At 29.8% G+C, this 21,180-nt stretch carries 18 protein-coding genes and 1 tRNA gene; 8 read left to right on the forward strand and 11 right to left on the reverse strand.

Annotated features, from left to right (window positions below; genetic code table 11):
* Window positions 1-120: 120 nt before the first annotated feature.
* The 4 genes from ACY2RW_RS02285 to ACY2RW_RS02300 all read right to left on the reverse strand — a co-directional run bounded on the left by ACY2RW_RS02285 (window position 121) and on the right by ACY2RW_RS02300 (window position 3,525).
* The gene (locus ACY2RW_RS02285) at window positions 121-1,707 is read right to left on the reverse strand and encodes an ATP-dependent DNA ligase (RefSeq protein ID WP_490121077.1); all 1,587 of its coding nucleotides are present in this window, start codon (window positions 1,705-1,707) and stop codon (window positions 121-123) included.
* Window positions 1,704-2,729, reverse strand: a complete 1,026-nt coding sequence (locus ACY2RW_RS02290; protein WP_490121078.1) for a ligase-associated DNA damage response exonuclease — start codon at window positions 2,727-2,729, stop codon at window positions 1,704-1,706. Before ACY2RW_RS02290 ends, ACY2RW_RS02285 begins: the two co-directional genes overlap by 4 nt.
* A 104-nt stretch (window positions 2,730-2,833) precedes the next feature.
* Complete coding sequence (locus ACY2RW_RS02295) at window positions 2,834-3,232, reverse strand: VOC family protein (RefSeq protein ID WP_490121079.1); 399 nt, start codon at window positions 3,230-3,232, stop codon at window positions 2,834-2,836.
* A gap of 221 nt (window positions 3,233-3,453) precedes the next feature.
* Window positions 3,454-3,525, reverse strand: a tRNA-Gln gene (locus ACY2RW_RS02300).
* 170 nt (window positions 3,526-3,695) lie between these two features.
* Between ACY2RW_RS02300 and ACY2RW_RS02305 the strand changes: the two genes are divergently transcribed.
* Window positions 3,696-6,791, forward strand: coding sequence for a DUF2723 domain-containing protein (locus tag ACY2RW_RS02305; RefSeq protein WP_490121080.1), 3,096 nt, complete (start codon window positions 3,696-3,698; stop codon window positions 6,789-6,791).
* 7 nt (window positions 6,792-6,798) lie between these two features.
* Window positions 6,799-7,443 (forward strand): polysaccharide deacetylase family protein, encoded by a 645-nt coding sequence (locus ACY2RW_RS02310; protein WP_490121081.1) that lies wholly within the window; start codon window positions 6,799-6,801, stop codon window positions 7,441-7,443.
* 161 nt (window positions 7,444-7,604) lie between these two features.
* On the opposite strand, the gene ACY2RW_RS02315 is transcribed toward ACY2RW_RS02310, so the two are convergent.
* Together ACY2RW_RS02315 and ACY2RW_RS02320 are read right to left on the reverse strand one after the other, a co-directional pair.
* Window positions 7,605-7,898, reverse strand: coding sequence for a thioredoxin family protein (locus ACY2RW_RS02315; RefSeq protein WP_490121082.1), 294 nt, complete (start codon window positions 7,896-7,898; stop codon window positions 7,605-7,607).
* A gap of 88 nt (window positions 7,899-7,986) precedes the next feature.
* Entirely contained in the window at window positions 7,987-9,210 is a 1,224-nt protein-coding gene (locus ACY2RW_RS02320) for a metallophosphoesterase (RefSeq protein WP_490121083.1), read from the reverse strand.
* Between the two features lie 148 nt (window positions 9,211-9,358).
* Between ACY2RW_RS02320 and polA the strand changes: the two genes are divergently transcribed.
* The 3 genes from polA (at window position 9,359) to ACY2RW_RS02335 (ending at window position 14,731) form a co-directional block, all read left to right on the forward strand.
* Window positions 9,359-12,199, forward strand: a complete 2,841-nt coding sequence (polA, locus tag ACY2RW_RS02325; protein WP_490121084.1) for a DNA polymerase I — start codon at window positions 9,359-9,361, stop codon at window positions 12,197-12,199.
* A gap of 169 nt (window positions 12,200-12,368) precedes the next feature.
* On the forward strand, window positions 12,369-14,216 hold the full coding sequence (locus ACY2RW_RS02330) for an HsdM family class I SAM-dependent methyltransferase (RefSeq protein WP_490121085.1): 1,848 nt from the start codon (window positions 12,369-12,371) through the stop codon (window positions 14,214-14,216).
* The gene (locus ACY2RW_RS02335) at window positions 14,213-14,731 is read left to right on the forward strand and encodes a restriction endonuclease subunit S (protein ID WP_490121086.1); all 519 of its coding nucleotides are present in this window, start codon (window positions 14,213-14,215) and stop codon (window positions 14,729-14,731) included. Before ACY2RW_RS02330 ends, ACY2RW_RS02335 begins: the two co-directional genes overlap by 4 nt.
* A 3-nt stretch (window positions 14,732-14,734) precedes the next feature.
* Here the strand turns inward: ACY2RW_RS02335 and truB are convergent, their stop codons facing one another.
* The 5 genes from truB to mce all read right to left on the reverse strand — a co-directional run bounded on the left by truB (window position 14,735) and on the right by mce (window position 17,818).
* Window positions 14,735-15,418 carry a tRNA pseudouridine(55) synthase TruB gene (gene truB, locus ACY2RW_RS02340; RefSeq protein ID WP_490121087.1) on the reverse strand — a complete coding sequence of 228 codons (684 nt, stop codon included), beginning with the start codon at window positions 15,416-15,418 and terminating at the stop codon, window positions 14,735-14,737.
* A 3-nt stretch (window positions 15,419-15,421) separates the two neighbouring features.
* Window positions 15,422-16,216, reverse strand: coding sequence for an undecaprenyl-diphosphate phosphatase (locus ACY2RW_RS02345; protein ID WP_490121088.1), 795 nt, complete (start codon window positions 16,214-16,216; stop codon window positions 15,422-15,424).
* Window positions 16,217-16,218: 2 nt separating this feature from the next.
* Complete coding sequence (locus ACY2RW_RS02350; protein ID WP_490121089.1) at window positions 16,219-16,461, reverse strand: DUF3098 domain-containing protein; 243 nt, start codon at window positions 16,459-16,461, stop codon at window positions 16,219-16,221.
* A gap of 4 nt (window positions 16,462-16,465) precedes the next feature.
* Complete coding sequence (locus tag ACY2RW_RS02355) at window positions 16,466-17,344, reverse strand: cell division protein FtsX (protein ID WP_490121090.1); 879 nt, start codon at window positions 17,342-17,344, stop codon at window positions 16,466-16,468.
* A gap of 72 nt (window positions 17,345-17,416) precedes the next feature.
* Window positions 17,417-17,818, reverse strand: coding sequence for a methylmalonyl-CoA epimerase (gene mce / locus ACY2RW_RS02360; protein WP_490121091.1), 402 nt, complete (start codon window positions 17,816-17,818; stop codon window positions 17,417-17,419).
* A 369-nt stretch (window positions 17,819-18,187) separates the two neighbouring features.
* Here mce and ACY2RW_RS02365 point away from each other — a divergent pair, with 369 nt between their 5' ends.
* The 3 genes from ACY2RW_RS02365 to ACY2RW_RS02375 all read left to right on the forward strand — a co-directional run bounded on the left by ACY2RW_RS02365 (window position 18,188) and on the right by ACY2RW_RS02375 (window position 21,159).
* The gene (locus ACY2RW_RS02365) at window positions 18,188-19,177 is read left to right on the forward strand and encodes an aspartate-semialdehyde dehydrogenase (RefSeq protein WP_490121092.1); all 990 of its coding nucleotides are present in this window, start codon (window positions 18,188-18,190) and stop codon (window positions 19,175-19,177) included.
* Window positions 19,178-19,300: 123 nt separating this feature from the next.
* The gene (locus tag ACY2RW_RS02370; RefSeq protein WP_490121093.1) at window positions 19,301-20,344 is read left to right on the forward strand and encodes a 2Fe-2S iron-sulfur cluster-binding protein; all 1,044 of its coding nucleotides are present in this window, start codon (window positions 19,301-19,303) and stop codon (window positions 20,342-20,344) included.
* A gap of 149 nt (window positions 20,345-20,493) precedes the next feature.
* Window positions 20,494-21,159, forward strand: a complete 666-nt coding sequence (locus ACY2RW_RS02375; RefSeq protein WP_490121094.1) for a LysE family translocator — start codon at window positions 20,494-20,496, stop codon at window positions 21,157-21,159.
* Window positions 21,160-21,180: the final 21 nt, after the last annotated feature.

A 21,180-nucleotide genomic window follows, 5' to 3' on the forward strand; every position in this document is an offset into this window, starting at 1 on the left:
AAATGACAATTTATTTTCTAATCACAATGTCATTTCGACTTTATGGAGAAATCTCAAATTACGAATTGGATTTATCAACTTCACTGCGTTTCACTCGAAATGACAATTGTCTTTTAAATTTTAATTCGCATCAATTAGTGCTTTTACACTTTCAATTGTATCTATATCTTTTAAGGTTTTGTCTTTTCTCCAACGTTTCATTCTTGGAAAACGCAAGGCGACTCCGCTTTTGTGTCTTTTACTGTATGCAATTCCTTCAAAAGCAATTTCGAAAACCAATTCTGGTTTTACGGTTCTTACAGGTCCAAATTTTTCGATGGCATTTTTATTTACCCATTTAGAAATTTCTGTAATTTCTACATCTGTTAATCCTGAATAGGCTTTTGCAACCGTTACTAATTTGTCTTCATTTTTTACTGCAAATGTGTAATCTGTGTATTTAGAACTTCTTCTTCCACTTCCTTTTTGAGCGTAAATCATTACTGCATCAATCGTTAATGGGTCTACTTTCCATTTCCACCAATCGCCTTTTTTTCGTCCAACGTGATAAATGGAATCTTTTTTCTTCAACATTAAACCTTCAGAATTAAAACTTCTTGCAGCATTTCTTAAAGCATCTAATTCGTTCCAATTTTTGAAATCAATAATTTCTGATAATTTTAAAATATCACTGGTATTTTGTTTGAATAATTTTTCTAATTGAATTCGCCTTTCTTGCATCGATAAAGTACGTAAATCAGCCTCATTCAATTCTAAAATATCATAAATATATAAACCAACTGGCACATCTTCCATTAATTTTTTGGTTACATTTTTTCGGTTCAATCTTTTTTGTAAATCATTAAAAAGCAACACAGCACTATCTTTTACAGCTAAAATTTCACCATCAATTACAAAACTGCCTTCTAATTGAGCAACTGCTTCTACCAATTCTGGAAACTGTTCTGTGACTAATTCTTCTCCTCTACTCCATATAAAAACCTCATCTTTTCTTTTGATAATTTGCCCACGAATTCCATCCCATTTATACTCTACTTGCCACTCATTTGTGTCGCCTAAATCTTCTAATTCTTTCTCTAAAGAATATGCCAAACAAAACGGATAAGGTTTCGAATTATCGTAATTTATATGTTCGCCATTTAATAAATCATCAAAAGATATAGAATTTGGCGTCCAATTTCCAATAATACTGTGCATTAGTTGGTTTGCATCAATGCCTGATAATTTTGCCAACGCATTTACCAAGGTTTTTTTAGAAACTCCAATTCTGAAACTTCCACCAATCAATTTATTAAAAATCAACCTTTCTTGTGCTTCTAATCCGTTCCAAGCTTCTAAAACATATACCTTTTTTTCTTCGTCTGTTTTTTGTTTTAGGTTGATGAGTTCATCAATCCAAATATATAATGGTTTTTCTATTTTATCTTTGGGATTTGGTAATAAAAGTGCAATGGTTTCTCCTAAATCTCCAACAGATGAGTAACTTTCTAAAAAAAGCCATTCAGGAAGTTGCGTAATTTCCATCACCCAGCTTTTCATTAAGTTCGATTTTACAGGTCTTGAAGGTCTTTTTCCTGTAAATAAAGCAATTAACCACAATTTATCTTTGTCGGGAGCTGATTTAAAATAGTTTACTAATGCATCAATTTTTGCATTGGTTTTATTGGTGATTTCTATCGCGCTAATTAAATTGGAAAAGTCTTTCATAAATCCACTTTTTCAGTTTTAATTTCTGCTTCACTTGCCAACTCATCATCACCAAACTCGGTTTTTAATTCGTGCGCTTCAATGCCAATTTCATTCAAATATTTAGAAAAAACAGCTTGCGAACCATGAGTTACATACACTTTTTGGGCTTCAGTTGCTTTTACAGCTTCCAATAAACCATCCCAATCTGCGTGATCACTTACTGCAAAACCTGCATCAACTCCTTTCCATCTTCGATTTCCACGAATGTGCATCCAACCAGAACAAATTGCAGTTGATGCATTTGGAATTTTCTTCAACAATCGAGAACCCAACAAACCTGGAGGCATGATTACTATTTTATTTTGAAGGTCTGCTTTTTTGAAATCGTAATTCAGTAAAGTGGTTTCTGGAAGCTCAATTCCAGAACCTGAAATAGCATTGTTTAAGTTATGAATTGCTGTGTGCACGAAAATGTCATCTACGCCTTCAATCAATTTCATTATTCGTTGTGCTTTTCCTAAACTATACCCTAAAAAAACACTGGTTCTATTGTTTTGCTGATTTTGCAAAACCCAATTCTGTAATTGCGTTTGTAATTCCTTTTCTTCTTTCCACTTATAAATTGGCAAACCGAAAGTACTTTCTGTTATAAATTCGTGACATTTTACGGGTTCAAAAGGTGTGGTAATAAAATCGGGTTGTGTTTTATAATCTCCAGAAAAAACGACCACAAAACCTTTATACTCCAAACGAATTTGTGCAGAACCAATGACATGACCTGCAGGAAAAAAACTGACTTGTACTCCATTTATATTTCTAGGTTCATTATACCACAAACTTTCAATAGAAATATCTTGACCTAATCTGTGTTTAATAATTGCTTTGGAATCATTATGACACAAATAATGTTTGTTCCCAGCTCTTGAATGATCTGCATGACCATGAGAAATAATAGCATAATCTACAGGATACCAAGGATCTAAATAGAACTTTCCTGGTATACAATAAATGCCTTTTTTTGTGAATTTTATGAGTTTCAAAACTTGTTTTTCTATTAATTTTAGAGGTTATTTCAGTCAAAAAATGGATTACAATTTTCTTGCAATCCATTTTATTTTATCATCTATAAAAATACTGAATCATTTTAACTATTGCAGTTTACCATCCAATTAATTCCGTATTTATCTGTACATCTTCCAAAATATCCCCATTCTCTTTCTCTAAATTCGTGATGTGTAATTCCGCTATTTGCTAAATTTTTAAATACATCTTCAGCTTCATGCGTATCGTTTAAATCTACGCTAATACTAATATTATTACCATTATTAAGTGGGGTATCTGGAGCTACATCATAAGCCATTAAATGAATTCCTTTTCCTTTTAATTCTGCATGCTGTAATTTTCTTCTGTAAGAAAGAGGAACATCAATTTTTTTATCCTCATAAGTTTCTTTATTTTTAATATCTGCATTAAATAATTCTCCGTAAAAATTTAATGCTTCTTGACAATTACCATTAAAGGCTAAATAAGGTTGTACTTTCATATCTAAGTTTTTTTAATTACTAATTCCTTTTCAACAAAATTACAGACAGATTAACCATATTTTTTGCTTATTTACAACTATTAATAACGCTATCAATTTTTTGATTAAAAACAAAAAATATAATTAGGCATTATTTTTTAAATTAAAAAAACAGTGTTTTCTCCAAAAACTCTTCTAAAAATAAAAAGTCCTAACAAATTTAATTTGTTAGGACTTTTTTGTTGGCCTACAAGGACTCGAACCTTGAATGACGGTACCAAAAACCGGAGTGTTGCCAATTACACCATAGGCCAATGCTTCTTAGCGGATGCAAATTTAATGGATTCTTTTAAATTCACAAACATTTTTTTGTAATTTTTGAATTTAACAAACTTTTGTGAGGAATAAATCGTTTATAAAAACAAAACTCAACTAATTTTATTCATAATTATTAGTAAATTCGCCCACACATTATTTCGAAATTATGACATCAGCAAAATTTAAAAAATGGAACATCATTTTAGGATGGGTTACATTTGCAATTGCTCTAATAACTTATACATTAACGTTAGAACCTACAGTAAGTGCATGGGATGTTGGAGAATATATTTCTACTGCAGTAAAACTAGAAGTAGGACATCCACCAGGAGCACCCTTATTTCAAATGTTAGGCGCCTTTTTTGCCATGTTTACATCAGACAATGCAGAAATTGCTAAAATGGTTAATTTTATGTCTGCTCTAGCAAGTGCATTTACTATTTTATTTATGTTCTGGACCATTACCAATTTAGGAAAAAAACTTGCTTCAAAGTCTGGTAAATTAACTGATGGAACATACATTGCTATTTTAGGAAGTAGCATTGTAGGGGCTTTAACCTATACTTTTTCAGATAGCTTTTGGTTTAGTGCTGTAGAAGGAGAAGTGTATGCAATGTCATCATTTTTAATGGCAATACTATTTTGGCTAGGCTTAAAATGGGAAAGTGAAATTCATACCCCAAGAGGAAATAAATGGCTTGTTCTTATTAGTTTTGTAGTAGGTTTATCTTTTGGAGTACACATATTATCGTTGTTAGTAATCCCAGCAATTGTAATGCTTTACTTCTTTAAAACTTATAAAGAAATTAATTTAAAAACTACAGCAATAGCCACTGTAATTTCGGTTTTAGTATTGGCATTTGTTTTTAAATTTTTATTCCCATTTACACTAAAATTCTTTAGTGCTTCAGAATTATTTTTTATCAATTCTATTGGTTTACCTTACAATTCTGGTAGCATTATTGCAGCAATTATTTTAATTGTTGCTTTTTACTTTGGATTAAACTACACCAGAAAGAAAAATAAAGTAGGTACAAATACTTTAATACTTTCTGTATTGTTTATTATGATTGGGTTTTCTTCATGGATGATGTTGCCAATTAGAGCCAATGCAAATACAACAATTAATGAAAATGATCCTTCTAGTGCTCGTGAGTTATTAGCTTATTATGAGCGTGAACAATATGGAGATGCTAACGTTTTTTACGACACCTACTATTCCAATTCATACCAAAGAGAACGAGATCAAAAGAATCCTTATAAAGATGATAAACCAAAATATGAAAAACGAAATGGTAAATATGAAATTGTAAACAACTACAAAGATGTAGTTCCTAATTGGTCTGACAAACACAAAGGTTTTATACCAAGAATGGTAAATCCGGCATCAGAAAAAATGTATAAACAAATTGCTGGTATTCCAGCAAATAGTAAACGTAGACCCACATTTGGCGAAAATTTAAAATTTATGTTTAGCTATCAATTTGGCTATATGTATGGTAGATATTTTATGTGGAATTTTGTAGGACGTCAAAATGATATTCAAGGTCAATTAGATATTATTAATGGTAACTGGATTAGTGGAATCCCATTTATTGACGAAGCTAGATTAGGCTCACAAAAAAATCTTCCTTCTCAAGCTTTAGAAAACAAGGGAAGAAATAAATACTATTTTTTACCACTTATTTTAGGATTAATTGGTCTGCTCTATAATATAAAATGGGACAAAGAAAACTTTTTTGTATTGTTATTATTCTTTTTATTTACAGGTGCAGCCATTATCTTTTATACCAATCCAAAACCTTTTGAACCTAGAGAAAGAGATTATGCAGTAGTTGGTAGTTTTTATATTTTTGCAATTTGGGTAGGTTTTGGAGTATTAGCCCTTTATGAGTATTTAAAGAATTTTGGCTCTAAAAAAATAATTGCAGTAGCAGTTACAGTTATTTCTTTTATTGCTGTTCCTACTTTAATGGCTTCTCAAAATTGGGATGATCATGATCGTTCGAATAGATTCACAACTCGTTTAAACGCACAAGCCTATTTAGAGTCTTGTGACTCTAATGCCATTATGTTTACTATTGGCGATAATGATACGTTTCCTCTTTGGTACATGCAAGAAGTAGAAGGTATAAGAACTGATGTTAAATTAGTAAATACATCACTTTTTGCTACAGATTGGTACATAGACCAAATGAAAAGAAAATCTTATGACGCAGATCCAATTCCATCACAATTAAAACATGACCAATACAGATATGGCACATTAGATGTAGCTTATTCTTTAGAACATCCTCGTTTTAAAGATTCTGTAATGACCATTAAAAATTTTATGCGTTGGATTGCATCTGATAGTGAAGTTACCTATGTAGAAACCGAAAACGGAATCAAAGAAAAATTCTATCCTACCAACAAAATAAGAATTCCTGTAAACAAGGAAATGGTTTTAAAAAACGGAATTGTTGCCCAAAAAGATGCAGATAAAATTTTACCATATATAGATTTTACTATAAGTGATGGATTGATAATGAAAAACAGAATTTTAATGTTAGATATTCTTGCCAACAATAATTGGGAAAGACCTATTTATTTTACTGGTGGTGCCAATGCAGATGAAGAATACTTCTGGTTAAAAGACTATTTGCAATTAGATGGTATGGCTTATAAGTTGGTTCCTATAAAAACACCAATGGGTAGAAAAAGTTTATTTGATATGGGAAGAATTGACCCAGAAAAAATGTACAAAAACATTCAAAAATGGGAATGGAGAAATATTAATGATGGTAAAATTTATTTAGATGAACAGACTAAAAGAAACTCCATTTCTATGAGAAATAGTTTAATGCGTTTGTCTGAAGCTTTTGCCAAAGAAGGAGATACCATCAAAGCATTAGAAATTTTAGATTTGTCTTTAGAAAAAATGCCTATCAAAGATTTTGATCATTATAGCTTATCTATTGGATATCCAGAAGCTTACTATAAGTTAAATAATATAGAAAAAGCCAGAGAAACTGCAGAAACACTTTTAAATATTTATAAAGAACAAGCAGTTTGGTTAAGTACTTTTGATAAAAATCATATCAACTTAGTAAATGAAGATATTCAAACTTCTTTTTATATAATGGAAACGATTATAGAAGATATACAGAAATACGAAAAAGATACAAACTACATTAAAAAAGCAGTGCAGTTTAGGGATGATTTTTATGGTTTATTTCGACATTTGATACCAGAAGATAAAAAAGAGGAATTAGACTTTTAAAGCTTTAATGAAAACATATTTCCTAAAAACGCCACGTATTTTAATGAGATTTTTCTCTAATTATATGTGGCGTTTTTCATTAGAAAAAAAAGAAATTTTTTTAACTTTTGATGATGGCCCGACACCAGAAATTACCGAATTTGTTTTAGCTGAATTAAAAAAACACAAAGCTAAAGCCACTTTTTTTTGTATAGGTAAAAACATAGAAAACCATCTTAAGATTTTTGATAAAATTATTACTGAGGGTCATGCTATTGGTAACCACACACAAAATCATTTAAATGGTTGGAAAACCAAAAAAACAACTTATATAGATAATGTTTTACAAGTTGAGAAAACGTTAAGGTTTTCTAGCTTTAAAGATTTGCAATTGCATTTATTTAGACCTCCTTATGGTAAAATTAAAAAAGCGCAAGCCAAAGAGCTTATAAAAAGAAACTATAAAATTATTATGTGGGATGTTTTATCTGCAGATTTTGATGCTTCTATTTCTAAAGAAACGTGTTTAGAAAATGTTTTAAATAATACTAAAAATGGAAGTATTATTGTTTTTCATGATAGTGTAAAAGCCTCTGAAAAATTGCGTTTTGTGTTGCCAAAAGTTTTAAATAACTTCTCTAAACAAGGATTTACTTTTAAAGCAATAAATTAGATTGGCAAACAGGTTTAGCCCAGATTAAAACGACATCCTTTTTATGCTAAACTAAATTCTGTATCTGTTATTATGATGTACTATTTTATTTAAAAAATAAGAGGATAAAATAAATTATGCATAAAAAGATACAGTGGAAAGCTGGTAATAGCTTCTAAAAACTAAACAAATTGTTGTACCAAGCCAATTAGAGTATTTGCATCTTGCATTCCAGTTTGGCGCCATTTCATTTCGCCATTTTTATAAATCATAAATGTTGGGTTTCCTTTAACGCGCAAAGCATCTGCCAGAGTTTCGTTCTTTTTAATATCAATTTTAATTACTTTGGCACTATCTCCTAAAGCAGCAGCAACATCTCTTAAAGTTTCTACATTGTTTGTAACTTCATCCCAATCTGAGTAAAAATCGATGAGAACAGGTTTGCTTACGCTAATTAATTCGCCAAATTTTGCCATAATATAAAGTTTTTAAATAGGGGAAAACGTATAAATTATTTGATACTCTTCTTACAAATATAAGAAATCTATTTAAAAGTACTGATTATCAAGCCTTTTTAAGTTCTATAACTGTTATTTCTGGCCATATACCAACGCGTCCTGGAAATGCATGATAGCCAAAACCGCGATTTACATTAATGTATCTACCAAATTCTTCATACAAACCTGCCCATTGTTTATAAACATATTGTGATGGGCTCCATTTAAACCATCCAGGAATTTCGATTCCCATCTGCAACCCATGTGTATGACCACTTAAAGTTAAATGGTAGTTAAAATCGTCTTGCTTTACCTTTTCTTGCCAATGACTTGGGTCATGAGTCATCAAGATTTTAAAATCATCTTTTTTAATGTTGGCGGATGCTTTTTGTAAATCTCCTGCTTGGTTGAATCCTTTCCCCCAATTTTCTACACCTAAAAGTGCTATTTTCTGACCATTTTTTTCTAAATATCTATGTTCGTCTAACAACAAATCAAACCCAATTTTTTTGTGGATACCTTTTACTTTTTGAAAGTTATCGACTTTTTCTTGCGGATTTTTCCAATCCATATAATCGCCATAATCATGATTTCCAAGAATGGCAAATTTTCCTTCTTTGGCTTCTAATTGTGCAAAAACATCAATCCAATCATCCATTTCATCTGCTTTGTTGTTTACAATATCACCTGTAAATAACATGATATCTGATTTTTGTTGGTTGATTAAATCGACCCCATATTGTATTTTTTCTTTATTCGTAAAACTTCCTGAATGAATATCTGAAATTTGCGTGATGGTAAAACCATCGAAAGCTTCAGGTAAATCATCAAAAGTTAAACTATACTTTAAAACTTTATAGTTGTATTTTCCTTGAATTATACCGTAAATAAATGATGCAAAAGGAATTGCTGCCAAACCTAGAGCTAATTGAGAAATAAATTTTCTTCTCCCTACTAAAGATTTTGTTTCTTCGGAAGAAATTGCAGAAATCAATTTTAAAATCCACCTATATACATCTTCTCCAAAAAGCACAATAATTATGACTAGTTTTGGAATAGAAACCGTGAGTAATAAACCCATTGCCATTTGAAATTGTGGTGTTTGCCCATTACTCCTATCATAAGTAAAAATGGTGACAAAAAAATTGATGTAAACTGCTAAACTTAGCAACAGAAAAGAATAACGAATTATTTTATTTTTAGAAATCGTTTTAAATGCTTGAAATGTATAAAATTCTACAGCAATTATTACAACAAATAAAATAATTAAAGGAAAAACCCAACGTGGCATAAAATGTTTTTAAAATGTTAACAAATATACCTCTTTAAAAATCTAATGAATTTTAATAGGATGTTAAAGTTTTGTACCTTTAAACACGATCAATAAAATCTAAAATCGGTTTTATTTTAGCATTATTTAAAATACTCAAATCAATAAAATGTCAGACCAAAAAAGGCTTTTTTTAGTTGATGCTTATGCATTAATTTTCCGTGGATATTACGCTTTTATTAAAAACCCAAGAATCAATTCTAAAGGCATGGATACTTCTGCTATAATGGGTTTTATGAACTCTCTTTTAGACGTTATAAAAAGAGAAAGACCAGACCATTTAGCTGTTTGTTTTGACAAAGGTGGTAGTTCTGATAGAGTAGAAATGTTTGAAGCTTACAAAGCCAATAGAGATGAAACTCCAGAAGCTATTAAAATTGCTGTACCTTACATTCAAGAGATTTTAAAAGCCATGCACATACCAATTATGGTTAAAGAGGGTTTTGAAGCAGATGACGTTATTGGAACGCTATCTAAACAAGCCGAAAAAGAGGGGTACAAAACCTTTATGGTAACTCCAGATAAAGATTTTGCACAACTAGTATCTGAAAATATTTTTATGTACAAACCTCGTTTTGGAGGTGGTTATGACATTTGGGGAGTACCAGAAGTATTGGAAAAATTCGAAATTACAGATCCTTTACAAGTCATCGATTTTTTAGGAATGATGGGAGATTCTTCTGATAATATTCCAGGATTACCAGGTGTTGGAGAAAAAACAGCTAAGAAATTTTTAGCAGCCTATGGTTCTATGGAAAACTTATTAGCAAACACTCATGAATTAAAAGGAAAGATGAAAGAGAAAGTAGAGGCTGCTAAAGAACTAGGTTTACTTTCTAAAAAACTAGCAACCATAATGCTAGATGTTCCTGTAACTTTTAACGCTAAAGATTTTACATTAGACCAACCTAATATTGAGAAAGTTACAGAAATTTTTAACGAATTAGAATTTAGAAACCTGTTAACCAATTTCTTACGAACTTTTTCGACTGAAACTACAACAAATACTTCTGATAGTAAAGCTGAAGGAAAACCAAAAGCGGTTACAAAAAAACCAGCTTCAAATCCTGAAGGCCAATTCGATTTATTTGCTACTCCAGGAACAGGAAGTATTTCTGAAGATGCTGCTGCATCTGGTTTTAAAACCATAAAAAATACCAATCATTTTTATCAACATATAGATTCTTCTTTGTCTAGAAAGTTGTTGTTAAAAAAGCTAATGCAACAAACTTCGGTTTGTTTTGATACAGAAACAACAGGTTTAAAAGCCTTAGAAGTAGAGTTAATTGGAATTGCTTTTTCTTATGAAATAGGAAAAGGATATTATGTTTCATTTCCTGAAGACCAAGAAGAAACTAAAGCTATTTTAGAGGAATTTAGACCGTTTTTCGAAAGTGAAATCGAAAAAATTGGTCATAATTTAAAATATGATATTAAAGTTTTGTCCAATTATAATATCCCTGTTAAAGGAAAATTATTCGACACCATGATTGCGCATTACTTAATAAATCCAGATATGCGTCATAATATGGATGTTTTGGCGGAAACGTATTTAAATTATCAACCAGTTTCTATTACAGAATTAATTGGTAAAAAAGGGAAAAATCAGCTTTCTATGAGAGTCGTCCCAATTGCAGACCAAACTGAGTATGCTGTAGAAGATGCAGACATTACGTTTCAACTCAAACAATTATTTACTGGCGAATTAGAAAGTGGCAATGTAAGTAAATTATTTAATGATATTGAATTGCCTTTGGTTTCTGTTTTAGCTGCTATGGAAATTGAAGGTATTAATGTTGATGTTAATTTTTTAAAGAAATTATCAGTTGAGTTAACAGATGACATTAGCAGACTTGAAAAAGGAATTTACGAACAAGCAGGAGAAGAATTTAACATTGCCTCTCCAAAACAATTGGGTATTGTGCTGTTTGAAAATATGAAGTTGGTAGACAAACCTAAGAAGACAAAAACTGGGCAATATAAAACTGGTGAAGATATTTTATCTTATTTGGCAAAAGAACACAAAATTATTAGAGATATTCAAGAATATCGTCAATATAAAAAATTACAAAGTACCTATGTAGATGCTTTGCCTAATGAAATCAACCCAAAAACAGGCAGAATTCATACACAGTATATGCAAGCTGTAGCTGCAACAGGTAGGTTGAGTTCCAACAACCCGAATTTGCAAAACATTCCTATTCGTACAGAAAGAGGAAGAGAAGTGCGTAAAGCATTTATTCCAAGAGATGAAAACTACGTATTATTAGCAGCCGATTATTCTCAAATTGAATTGCGAATTATTGCAGCTTTAAGCAAAGAAGAAACTATGATAAATGCGTTTAAAAACGGCGAAGATATTCACGCTTCTACTGCAGCAAAAGTGTTTAATGTTCCTATTGATGAAGTAACTCGTGAGCAAAGAAGCAATGCTAAAACAGTAAACTTCGGAATTATATATGGAGTGTCTGCTTTTGGTTTAAGTAATCAAACAGATTTATCTAGAGGAGAAGCAAAAGAACTGATTGATACCTATTATGAAACGTATCCAAAACTAAAAGCATACATGTCTTCTTTAGTAGATTTTGCGCGTGAAAATGGTTTTGTAGAAACCGTTTTAAAAAGACGTCGTTATTTAAAAGATATCAATTCTAGAAATGCGGTTGTTAGAGGTGCTGCAGAAAGAAATGCTGTAAATGCGCCCATACAAGGTTCTGCTGCAGACATTATTAAGTTAGCCATGATTAACATTCACAAACGTTTTGAGGAAGAAAACTTTAAATCTAAAATGTTATTGCAAGTACATGATGAATTGGTTTTTGACGCTCATAAAGATGAATTAGAAACCATAAAACCAATTATAAAACACGAAATGGAAAACGCTTTTAAAATGGAAGTTCCTTTGGATGTAGAAATGGATATTGGTTTTAATTGGTTGGAGGCGCATTAATTAGTCCTTTTATATTTAGATTTGAAAATTTACAAATATATCATTTCTAAATATGAAGTTTTAAATTACCTCTACTCATCTAAAGTTGTTCTTTATTTGAAAACGCTAAATTATTCTTCAAAAAATGAAGAATAATTTTCTACCTTTGTAATCATATCTACTTATGAGCATGTCAAGATTAGAAAAAACTACAGATTTAATTGTTTTCAATCAACTTAGATTGAAGAATTATGTTAATGGTGATTTTAATGAATTAGACAAGAACGTAAAAGTTTGGGCAAAGAAATCATCCAATAAAAAAATTAATGACATTCTTTCTAAAGCATCAAAAAAAGGTACTGGAGAAAAAGGGTTTCCTGAATATTTAATTTATGATAAAAAAGAGAATATTGTCATAGTAATTGAAAATAAAAAAGACTTAAACAGACATTTTTACAAAGAAACTGATAAAAAAATATCTGAATACGCAGTTAATGGTGCATTATGGTATGCATCTTTTTTAAAAGAAGAATTTAACGTTATTGCTATTGGTATATCTGGGAATAGAACAGAAGATTTAAAAATTGACTCATTTGCTTGGAGAAAAGGGGTTGAAACATTTACTAACCTTAATTTACATGAAGTCTCTGAAATAAAAACGTATAGAAATCTTATTAATAAATCGATTAAAGTTTCTAAATCAAGAAACTCATTAATAGAACTCAATGAAAAAGCAATTGAAATAAATGAATTCTTAAGAAACATTCTAGGAGTTATTGAACATGAGAGGTTATATATAGTAGGCTCAATATTATTTGCTTTAGAAGATCCTGTTTTTAAAATTTCATATGGGCAAATAAATTCAGATAATGATTTAGCTATATTTATATTCCAAACTATAGAACGAAAAATAAAAGGCTCTAAAATAGAAGAAAAGGAATTAATAACTAACGAACTTAGACCTGTCTTATTAGGTTTAAAAGATTCTGGTAAAGAAAAAGCAAAAGAACTTTATCCAAATGGACCATTACTTGAATTAGTAAAGAACGTAGATAATATACTTTTTGATTTTTATAAAAACAGTGAGTTAGATATGATATCTACTTTCTTTAATGTTTTTTTATCTTACTCAACCTCTGGTGGTTCTGATTTAGGTATAGTTCTTACACCATCACACATAACATCTTTATTCTGTGACTTGGTTGATTTTGATTTGAATCTAAAAGTTTTAGACATCTGTGCAGGTACTGGAGGTTTTTTAACTAGCGCTTGGAAAAGAATATCACTAGACAAGAAATTAACTTTTTCACAAAAAGAAGAATTCAGAAAAAATAATATTTATGGTATTGAAAAAGAGAAAAGTATCTATACTATAATAGCCTTAAATATGTTTTTAAATAAAGATGGGCGTTCTAATTTACATCATGGAGATGCATTTACCTTAATTGACAAACTAAAGGATTTTGAATGTAATGTTGGTTTTATAAACCCACCATATTCAGATTCTATTTATTCAGAAATAAGTTTTGTTGAATTAATGCTAGATTCACTACTTCCTAATTCTTTAGGAGTAGCAATAATTCCAGTTAATTCAGTTTCATCAAGAACAAAAAAACATTCAGGTTTAAATATTGTAAAAGAAAGGATTTTAAAAAAGAATAAATTAATTGCTTCAATTCAAATGCCAAATCAGTTATTTTATCCTAAAGGTACAGAAACTATAATTTTAGTTTTTAAAACTGGTGTGCCTAATGACAATAATAAAACTTGGTTTGCAAAATACGATGATGGTTATAAATTAATTAAACATAAAAAAACTAGAACACCATCAACAAAAACAGATGAAAATTATAGATCTTTTATTGATGCTTACAAGAAAAAAAAGGATACTATTTTTTCATTTAATAAAACCATGACATCTGAAGATCAATGGGTATATACGATTCATTATGATGTTAATTACAATCTCGAAACTGTAGATTTTCAAGAAACCTTGAACGAGTATGTTTCTTATTTATTCTTAAATAATTATTTATGAAAAAGGTTAAACTCTCTAAATATTTCAATATAAATTCTGCTATTCAAGATGATAAAATTAATTTTGAATTAGTTCATAAGAACGATAAAAATGCTATTCCTTTTTTAGGTCGTTCAGCAGTTAACAATGGTATTGTAGATTATGTCAAATTTAGAGAAGGTTTTATTAACAAAGGTGGTCAAATTACGATAGCTTTAGATGGTAGTACTGGTTCCACTTTTTATCAACATCATCCCTTTAGTTCTGGACAAAATATTTGGATTTTGGAGCCTAATAAAGAAATGATTGAATATATCAATCCTAAAATTGCTATTTATTTAATTACCACAATAAGAAAAGCTGTAACTGATTATTCTTACAATTTGGGCTTAACCAAAACTCGTTTAGAAAATAATATTGATGTAATTCTTCCAATAAAAAATGATGGGAAACTAGATATAAAATTTATTGAATCTACAATTGAGAAATTAAGAAACATTCGTTTAATTGAAGAAATAAACACGAATCGAATATAAAAACTATAACTTCTCAATAAACTCATCAACAGACAAAGCATCATCTACAGAAAAATCTCCAATTTTTGTTCTTCTTAAAGCAGACAAATGTGCTCCAGATTTTAAAGCAACACCAAAATCGTAAGCTAAAGAACGGATGTAAGTACCTTTGCTACAAACTATCCTGAAGTTTACTTCTGGAAAATTAATTTTAGTTAATTCAAATGCAAAAACTGTAACTTTTCTTGCTTTTATTTCTGTGGTTTCTCCTTTTCTTGCCAATTCATACAAACGCTTTCCATCTTTTTTTATGGCTGAAAAAATAGGTGGTTTTTGTTCGATTTCACCTATAAATTTTTGAGTGGTTTGGTGTAATAAATCTTCAGTAATATGAGCAGTTTCAAAAGTCTTATTTATTTCTGTTTCTAAATCGTAACTTGGGGTGGTTGCTCCTATTGTAAAAGTACCTGTATATTCTTTAATTTGCCCTTGATATGTATTTATTTGCTTGGTTTGTTTTCCTGTACAAATTATTAGTAAACCAGTTGCTAAAGGATCTAAAGTACCTGCATGACCAACTTTAATTTTCTTAATTTTAAAACGCTGCTTTATATGCCAACGAATTTTGTTAACAGTTTGAAAAGAAGTCCAATGTAAGGGTTTATCAATTAATAAAACTTGCCCTTTTTGATAATCTTCAACAGTCATTTTTTAGTTTAAAAGTGCGTAGCCAATTGCAATGCAACCTACAATTGCACAGTACAAAGAAAAGTAAGACAATTTACTTTTTTTAACCAAAGCAATCATCCATTTACAGGCTAATAAACCTGCCAAAAAAGCAGCTACAAAACCTGCAGAAATTGGAATCATTTCCGAAGATTGAAAATTTAAATCTCCACTTAAAACATCTTTCCCAATTTTTCCAAATATTAAAGGAACAACCATTAAAAAAGAAAAACGAGCAGCTTTTGTTCTATCAACTCCTAATAAAACAGAAGTAGAAATTGTAGCTCCAGATCTAGAAATTCCTGGTAACATTGCAATAGCTTGAGAAATTCCGATAATTACAGCATTGCTAAAAGACACTTTTTTATTGGTGTTTTTTGCTTTATCTGCTAATAATAAAAGAATAGCTGTAACAACTAACATGGCTCCTACTAACAAAATTTTTCCTCCAAAAAAAGATTCTAATTCTTCTTCAAAAAGCAGCCCTACAATTACAGCTGGAATCATAGAAATTACAATTTTTAAAGAAAACTTAAACTCTTCATTCCATTTAAACTGAAACAAACCTTTCAAAATTTCTGCAATCTCTTTTCTAAAAATAACTATGGTACTTAATGCTGTTGCAAAATGCAGAACCACTGTAAATGTTAAGCTTTCTTCTGGCACAGAAGTATCTCCCAAAATAGCTTTTGCAAGTTCTAAATGCCCACTAGAAGAAACTGGTAAAAATTCTGTTAATCCTTGAATTATACCTAAAATAACTGACTCTAAAATATCCATAATTATTTTTTAGGATTTAAAAGAATTGCATAAATTTCAATCCCTAAACCTATTATTACTAATGTTGGAGCCAACCTAATTCTTTGCCAATTGTAGATTTCTTCGTTAAAAACATTTGGATCATCACTACCTCCACCAGCCATGAATATAAAGCCTAAAGCAATAATTATCAAACCAATAATCATCATGATATAGTTTTTTTTGCCAAATAAAAATTCTTGTTTTTCCAATTGTTGATTGTCCATAAATTTAATAATAAAGTTCGTCTGTTTGTAGGTTTAAAAAGCGCTGTGTTGCAAAAAAAGTACTTAACCAAGTAATTACAAATGCAGCAATTAAAACCCCTGCAACTAAATATCCTAAAGAAACATAGTCTTTAAGCAATGCTAAAGTTGGTATGTATTTGTCTAAATAATAAATAACTATTGCCAAGCCAATTAATGCTAAAAATGCACCAATCATTCCTAATTTAATGCCTTGCAAAATAAATGGTTTTCTAATAAAATTTTTAGTAGCCCCAACCATTTGCATCGTTTTAATATTAAATCTTTTAGAATAAATAGATAGTCTAATAGAACTATTAATAAGAATAATTGCTACAAAACCAAAAAATCCACTAATAATTAGCAACCAAAAACTAATTCTTTTAATATTTTTAGTAAGTAATTCAATTAAAGGTTTATCATAAGAAACATCAATTACAAATGTATTTTTTGCAAATCTTTTTTCTAATTCCTCCATTTTTTCTGGAGTTACAAAATCTGCTTTTAAATAAATATCTATGCCATTTTTTAAAGGGTTTTCTCCTAAAAAATCTAAAAAATCTTCACCAATTTCCTTACTATACTGTTTTGCTGCTTTTTCTTTACTGATGTAAATAACCTTCCTAGAAAAATCTTCTTTTTTTAGCGATTCTTTAAACCCAAAAATTTGTTCGTTTGATACTTTATCTTTTAAAAATAAAGTCATTGCTACCTTTTCTTTAAAGTAATTGGTAACTTTAGTAGATTTTAGTAAAACCAACCCTAAAACACCCACCATAAACAATACTAAAGCAATACTTATTACAACAGATATGTAAGAAGATTGCAAACGTTTTTTTTGATATGAATCAAACTTTGATGGCATTTAAAAGCTTATTTTGGGCTCGCAAGATACTAATTAGATGGCATTTTACGATAACTGTTAATAGTATTTTAACTAATTGATTTCTTGGCATAACTCTATAAGTACCCCATTTGTTGTTTTGGGGTGTAAAAAAGCAACCCATTTATTATCTGCTCCTTTTTTAGGAGTATCATTTAAAACGATAAAACCTTCTTTTTTTAAACGTTTTATTTCAGATTTTATATCCGAAACTGCAAAAGCAATATGATGGATGCCTTCTCCTTTTTTTTCTATAAACTTGGCAATGGGACTTTCTGGATTTGTTGCTTGAAGTAATTCTATTTTATTTGGACCAGACTTAAAGAAAGAAGTTTTAACATTCTCTGAAAGCACCTCTTCTATTTTGTAATGTTCTTTTCCAAAAAGTGATGCAAATAAAATATTAGATTTATCTAAATCTTTTACTGCAATACCTATGTGTTCTATTTTTTTCATAGTGTAAAGATAAAAAACCTTAAAAAAAAAGAACAGTTTTATCTGTAACAATTAAAATTAAAAAATACACCTATTATTTAATATGAATTTTGAGAGTAAAAACAATATTTGTAATCAGTTATAGTGATTTTGAAGCAAGAAAAACTATATAGAGGACTTTTTTATTGATAAAATTCACAATGAGTATTATTTTACATCAACTTGTTAAATTTTAAACGACAGCAATTATTTTGGTAAATAATTCTTAAAATTATGGTCATCATTTTTTTTGTTAGCATCTTTGCAACTCATAAATAAAGTATCTCAAATTTATTTGAGAACCATTAAAAATATTTTTCTTGCAAAAGCAGGAATTTAAAATTAAAAGTGATGAAAATAGCTGTAGTTGGCGCAACTGGAATGGTTGGCACAGTAATGTTAAAAGTTTTAGAAGAGCGTAATTTACCTGTTACAGAATTAATTCCTGTAGCTTCAAAAAGATCTGCTGGAAAAAAACTAACATATAAAGGAAAAGAATATACCATAGTTACTTTGCAAGATGCAGTAAAATTAAAACCAGATGTGGCTTTATTTTCTGCTGGTGGAGATACCTCTTTAGAGTGGGCTCCTAAATTTGCAGAAGTTGGTACTACTGTTATTGATAATTCTTCTGCTTGGAGAATGGATCCCACTAAAAAGTTAGTGGTTCCAGAAATTAATGGTGATGTATTAACTGCTGATGATAAAATAATCGCAAACCCAAATTGTTCTACGATTCAATTAGTCATGGCTTTGTCTCCTTTACATTTAAAGTATAAAATGAAACGAGTGGTAATTTCTACCTATCAATCTGTTTCTGGAACTGGTGTAAAAGCTGTCCAACAATTAGATAATGAAGAAGCTGGTATTGATGGAGAAATGGCTTACCCACATAAAATTGGTAGAAATGCATTGCCACATTGCGACGTTTTCTTAGAAAACGGATACACAAAAGAGGAAATGAAACTGGTAAAAGAACCAAAGAAAATTTTACGCGATGATTCTTTTTCTGTTACTGCAACAGCTGTTAGAATACCTACTGCTGGTGGACATTCTGAAGCCGTAAACGTTCAGTTTGAAAACGATTTTGATCTAGCAGAAGTTCGTCAAATTTTAAGTGAAACTCCAGGAGTTATTGTACAGGATGATTTAGCAAACAACATTTATCCAATGCCAGTAAATGCACATGATAAAGATGAAGTTTTTGTTGGGCGAATTCGAAGAGACGAATCTCAAGAAAATACCTTAAATTTGTGGATTGTTGCAGACAACTTAAGAAAAGGAGCTGCTACAAACACAGTTCAAATAGCTGAATATTTAGTAGAAAATAATTTAGTTTAAAATCTTTTGAATTTTACTTGTCATTTTGAGCGAAATGAAATGAAGTCGAAAAATCTTTATAAAATTAGTTTTTAGATTTCTCCACAAGGTCGAAATGACAACATACTTTTAAAAAAATATTAAATGACAACATTTCACAAAGTAAACATACAAGAAATTAAACAAGAAACCGCAAATGCGGTTTCTGTTGTTTTTAACATCCCTCAAAACTTAAAGTCAAAATTTACTTTTGTTGCTGGGCAATATATAACATTACAGAAAGAAATTAATGGAGAAGAAATTAGAAGAGCTTACTCCATTTGCTCTACTCCAGAAAGTGGTGAGATTAGAGTAGCTATAAAAGCTGTAGAAAACGGAACGTTTTCTGTTTACGCTACGTCTGATTTAAAAGTGGGTGATGAAATTGAAATTTCTGAACCAGAAGGACGTTTTAAACTACAAACACAACCCAATAAAAATTACATTGGCTTTGCAGCTGGATCTGGAATTACTCCTATTTTATCAATGATAAAAACAGTTTTAGAAAACGAACCCACAGCAACTTTTACATTAATTTATGGTAACAAATCTGTTGCAGATACAATTTTTTACGAACAATTGTTGGATCTTGATAAAGAATATGACAACTTTAATTTAGAATTTGTTTGTAGTAGAGAACAACAAAAAAATATGTTGTTTGGTAGAATTGATAATGCTTTTACAAACTTTTTTGTCAAAAATAAATATAAAAACATAGCTTTTGATGCAGCATTTTTATGCGGTCCAGAAGAAATGATTCATACAGTATCAAACACTTTAAAAGCAAATGGCTTTTCTGATGAAAAAATTTATTTTGAATTGTTTACCACTTCTGTAGATGAAGAAGCTGCATCAGAAATTAAAGAAGGTACCACACAAGTTACAGTGTTGTTAGATGATGAAGAAGCAACTTTTACAATGACGCAAACAGACAATATTTTAGCTGCAGCTTTGCGCAACGATTTAGATGCACCTTACTCTTGTCAAGGTGGAGTTTGTAGTTCTTGTATGTGTAAAGTTACAGAAGGTAAAGCAGTGATGGTAAAAAATTCTATTTTAACGGATGGCGAAATTGAAGAAGGCCTGGTTTTGGCATGCCAAGCATATCCTACAACTTCTAAAATTACGATTGATTTTGATGATGTATAAAAGCGTTTAACTGTGTAATTGTTTTGGATTCTAGAAAACAACAATTAGTTGAACAAAACTTAGCTTGAATATAATTCTTTAATTTATATTCCAAATCAAAATTAGAAATAGATTTTAATCGTCTATAAATTTCCGTATTTTTGTAAACTATGGATTTTTACGACTTTAAAAATGCTTTTTTAATCGGCTTTTTTATGGCTTTTATGATTGGGCCTGTATTTTTTATGTTGATACAAACTAGTATTTTAAAAGGTGCAAGAGCTGCAATTGCTTTTGATTTAGGCGTTATTTTAGGAGACATTTCTTTTATTTTAATTGCTTATTATGGAAGCAGGTCTTTATTAGAAAAAATAAAAGATGATCCTCGTTTATTTTTTATTGGTGGTTTGGTGCTTATTATTTATGGGTTAATTACTTATTTTGACAAAACCAATAAAAAAGAAGCCTTAGAAGCCTCTAAAATTGTAGAAGTTCCCATAAAAAATAATTACATAAAATTATTCTTAAAAGGTTTTTTCTTAAATTTTATAAATATTGGTGTTTTGGCTTTTTGGCTAGGAACTGTTTTGGTAATTGGCCCTACATTAAATATGGATCAAAATGCTATTTTTTGGTATTTTGGTACTGTTTTAGTGGGATATTTTATAACAGATTTAGGAAAGATATTTCTTGCAAAACAACTTAAAAACAAAATGACTCCACAGGTTATTTATAGGGTAAAAAGAATAATGGGAATTATTTTAATTGTGTGTGGTGTGTTTTTAATGTTAAAAGGTTTTATTCCTAATGAAAAAATTGAAGAATTGATGTATTAAAAAACCCCAAAGACTGTTTGG

It is taken from the genome of Polaribacter sp. 2305UL8-11, from assembly GCF_058147165.1.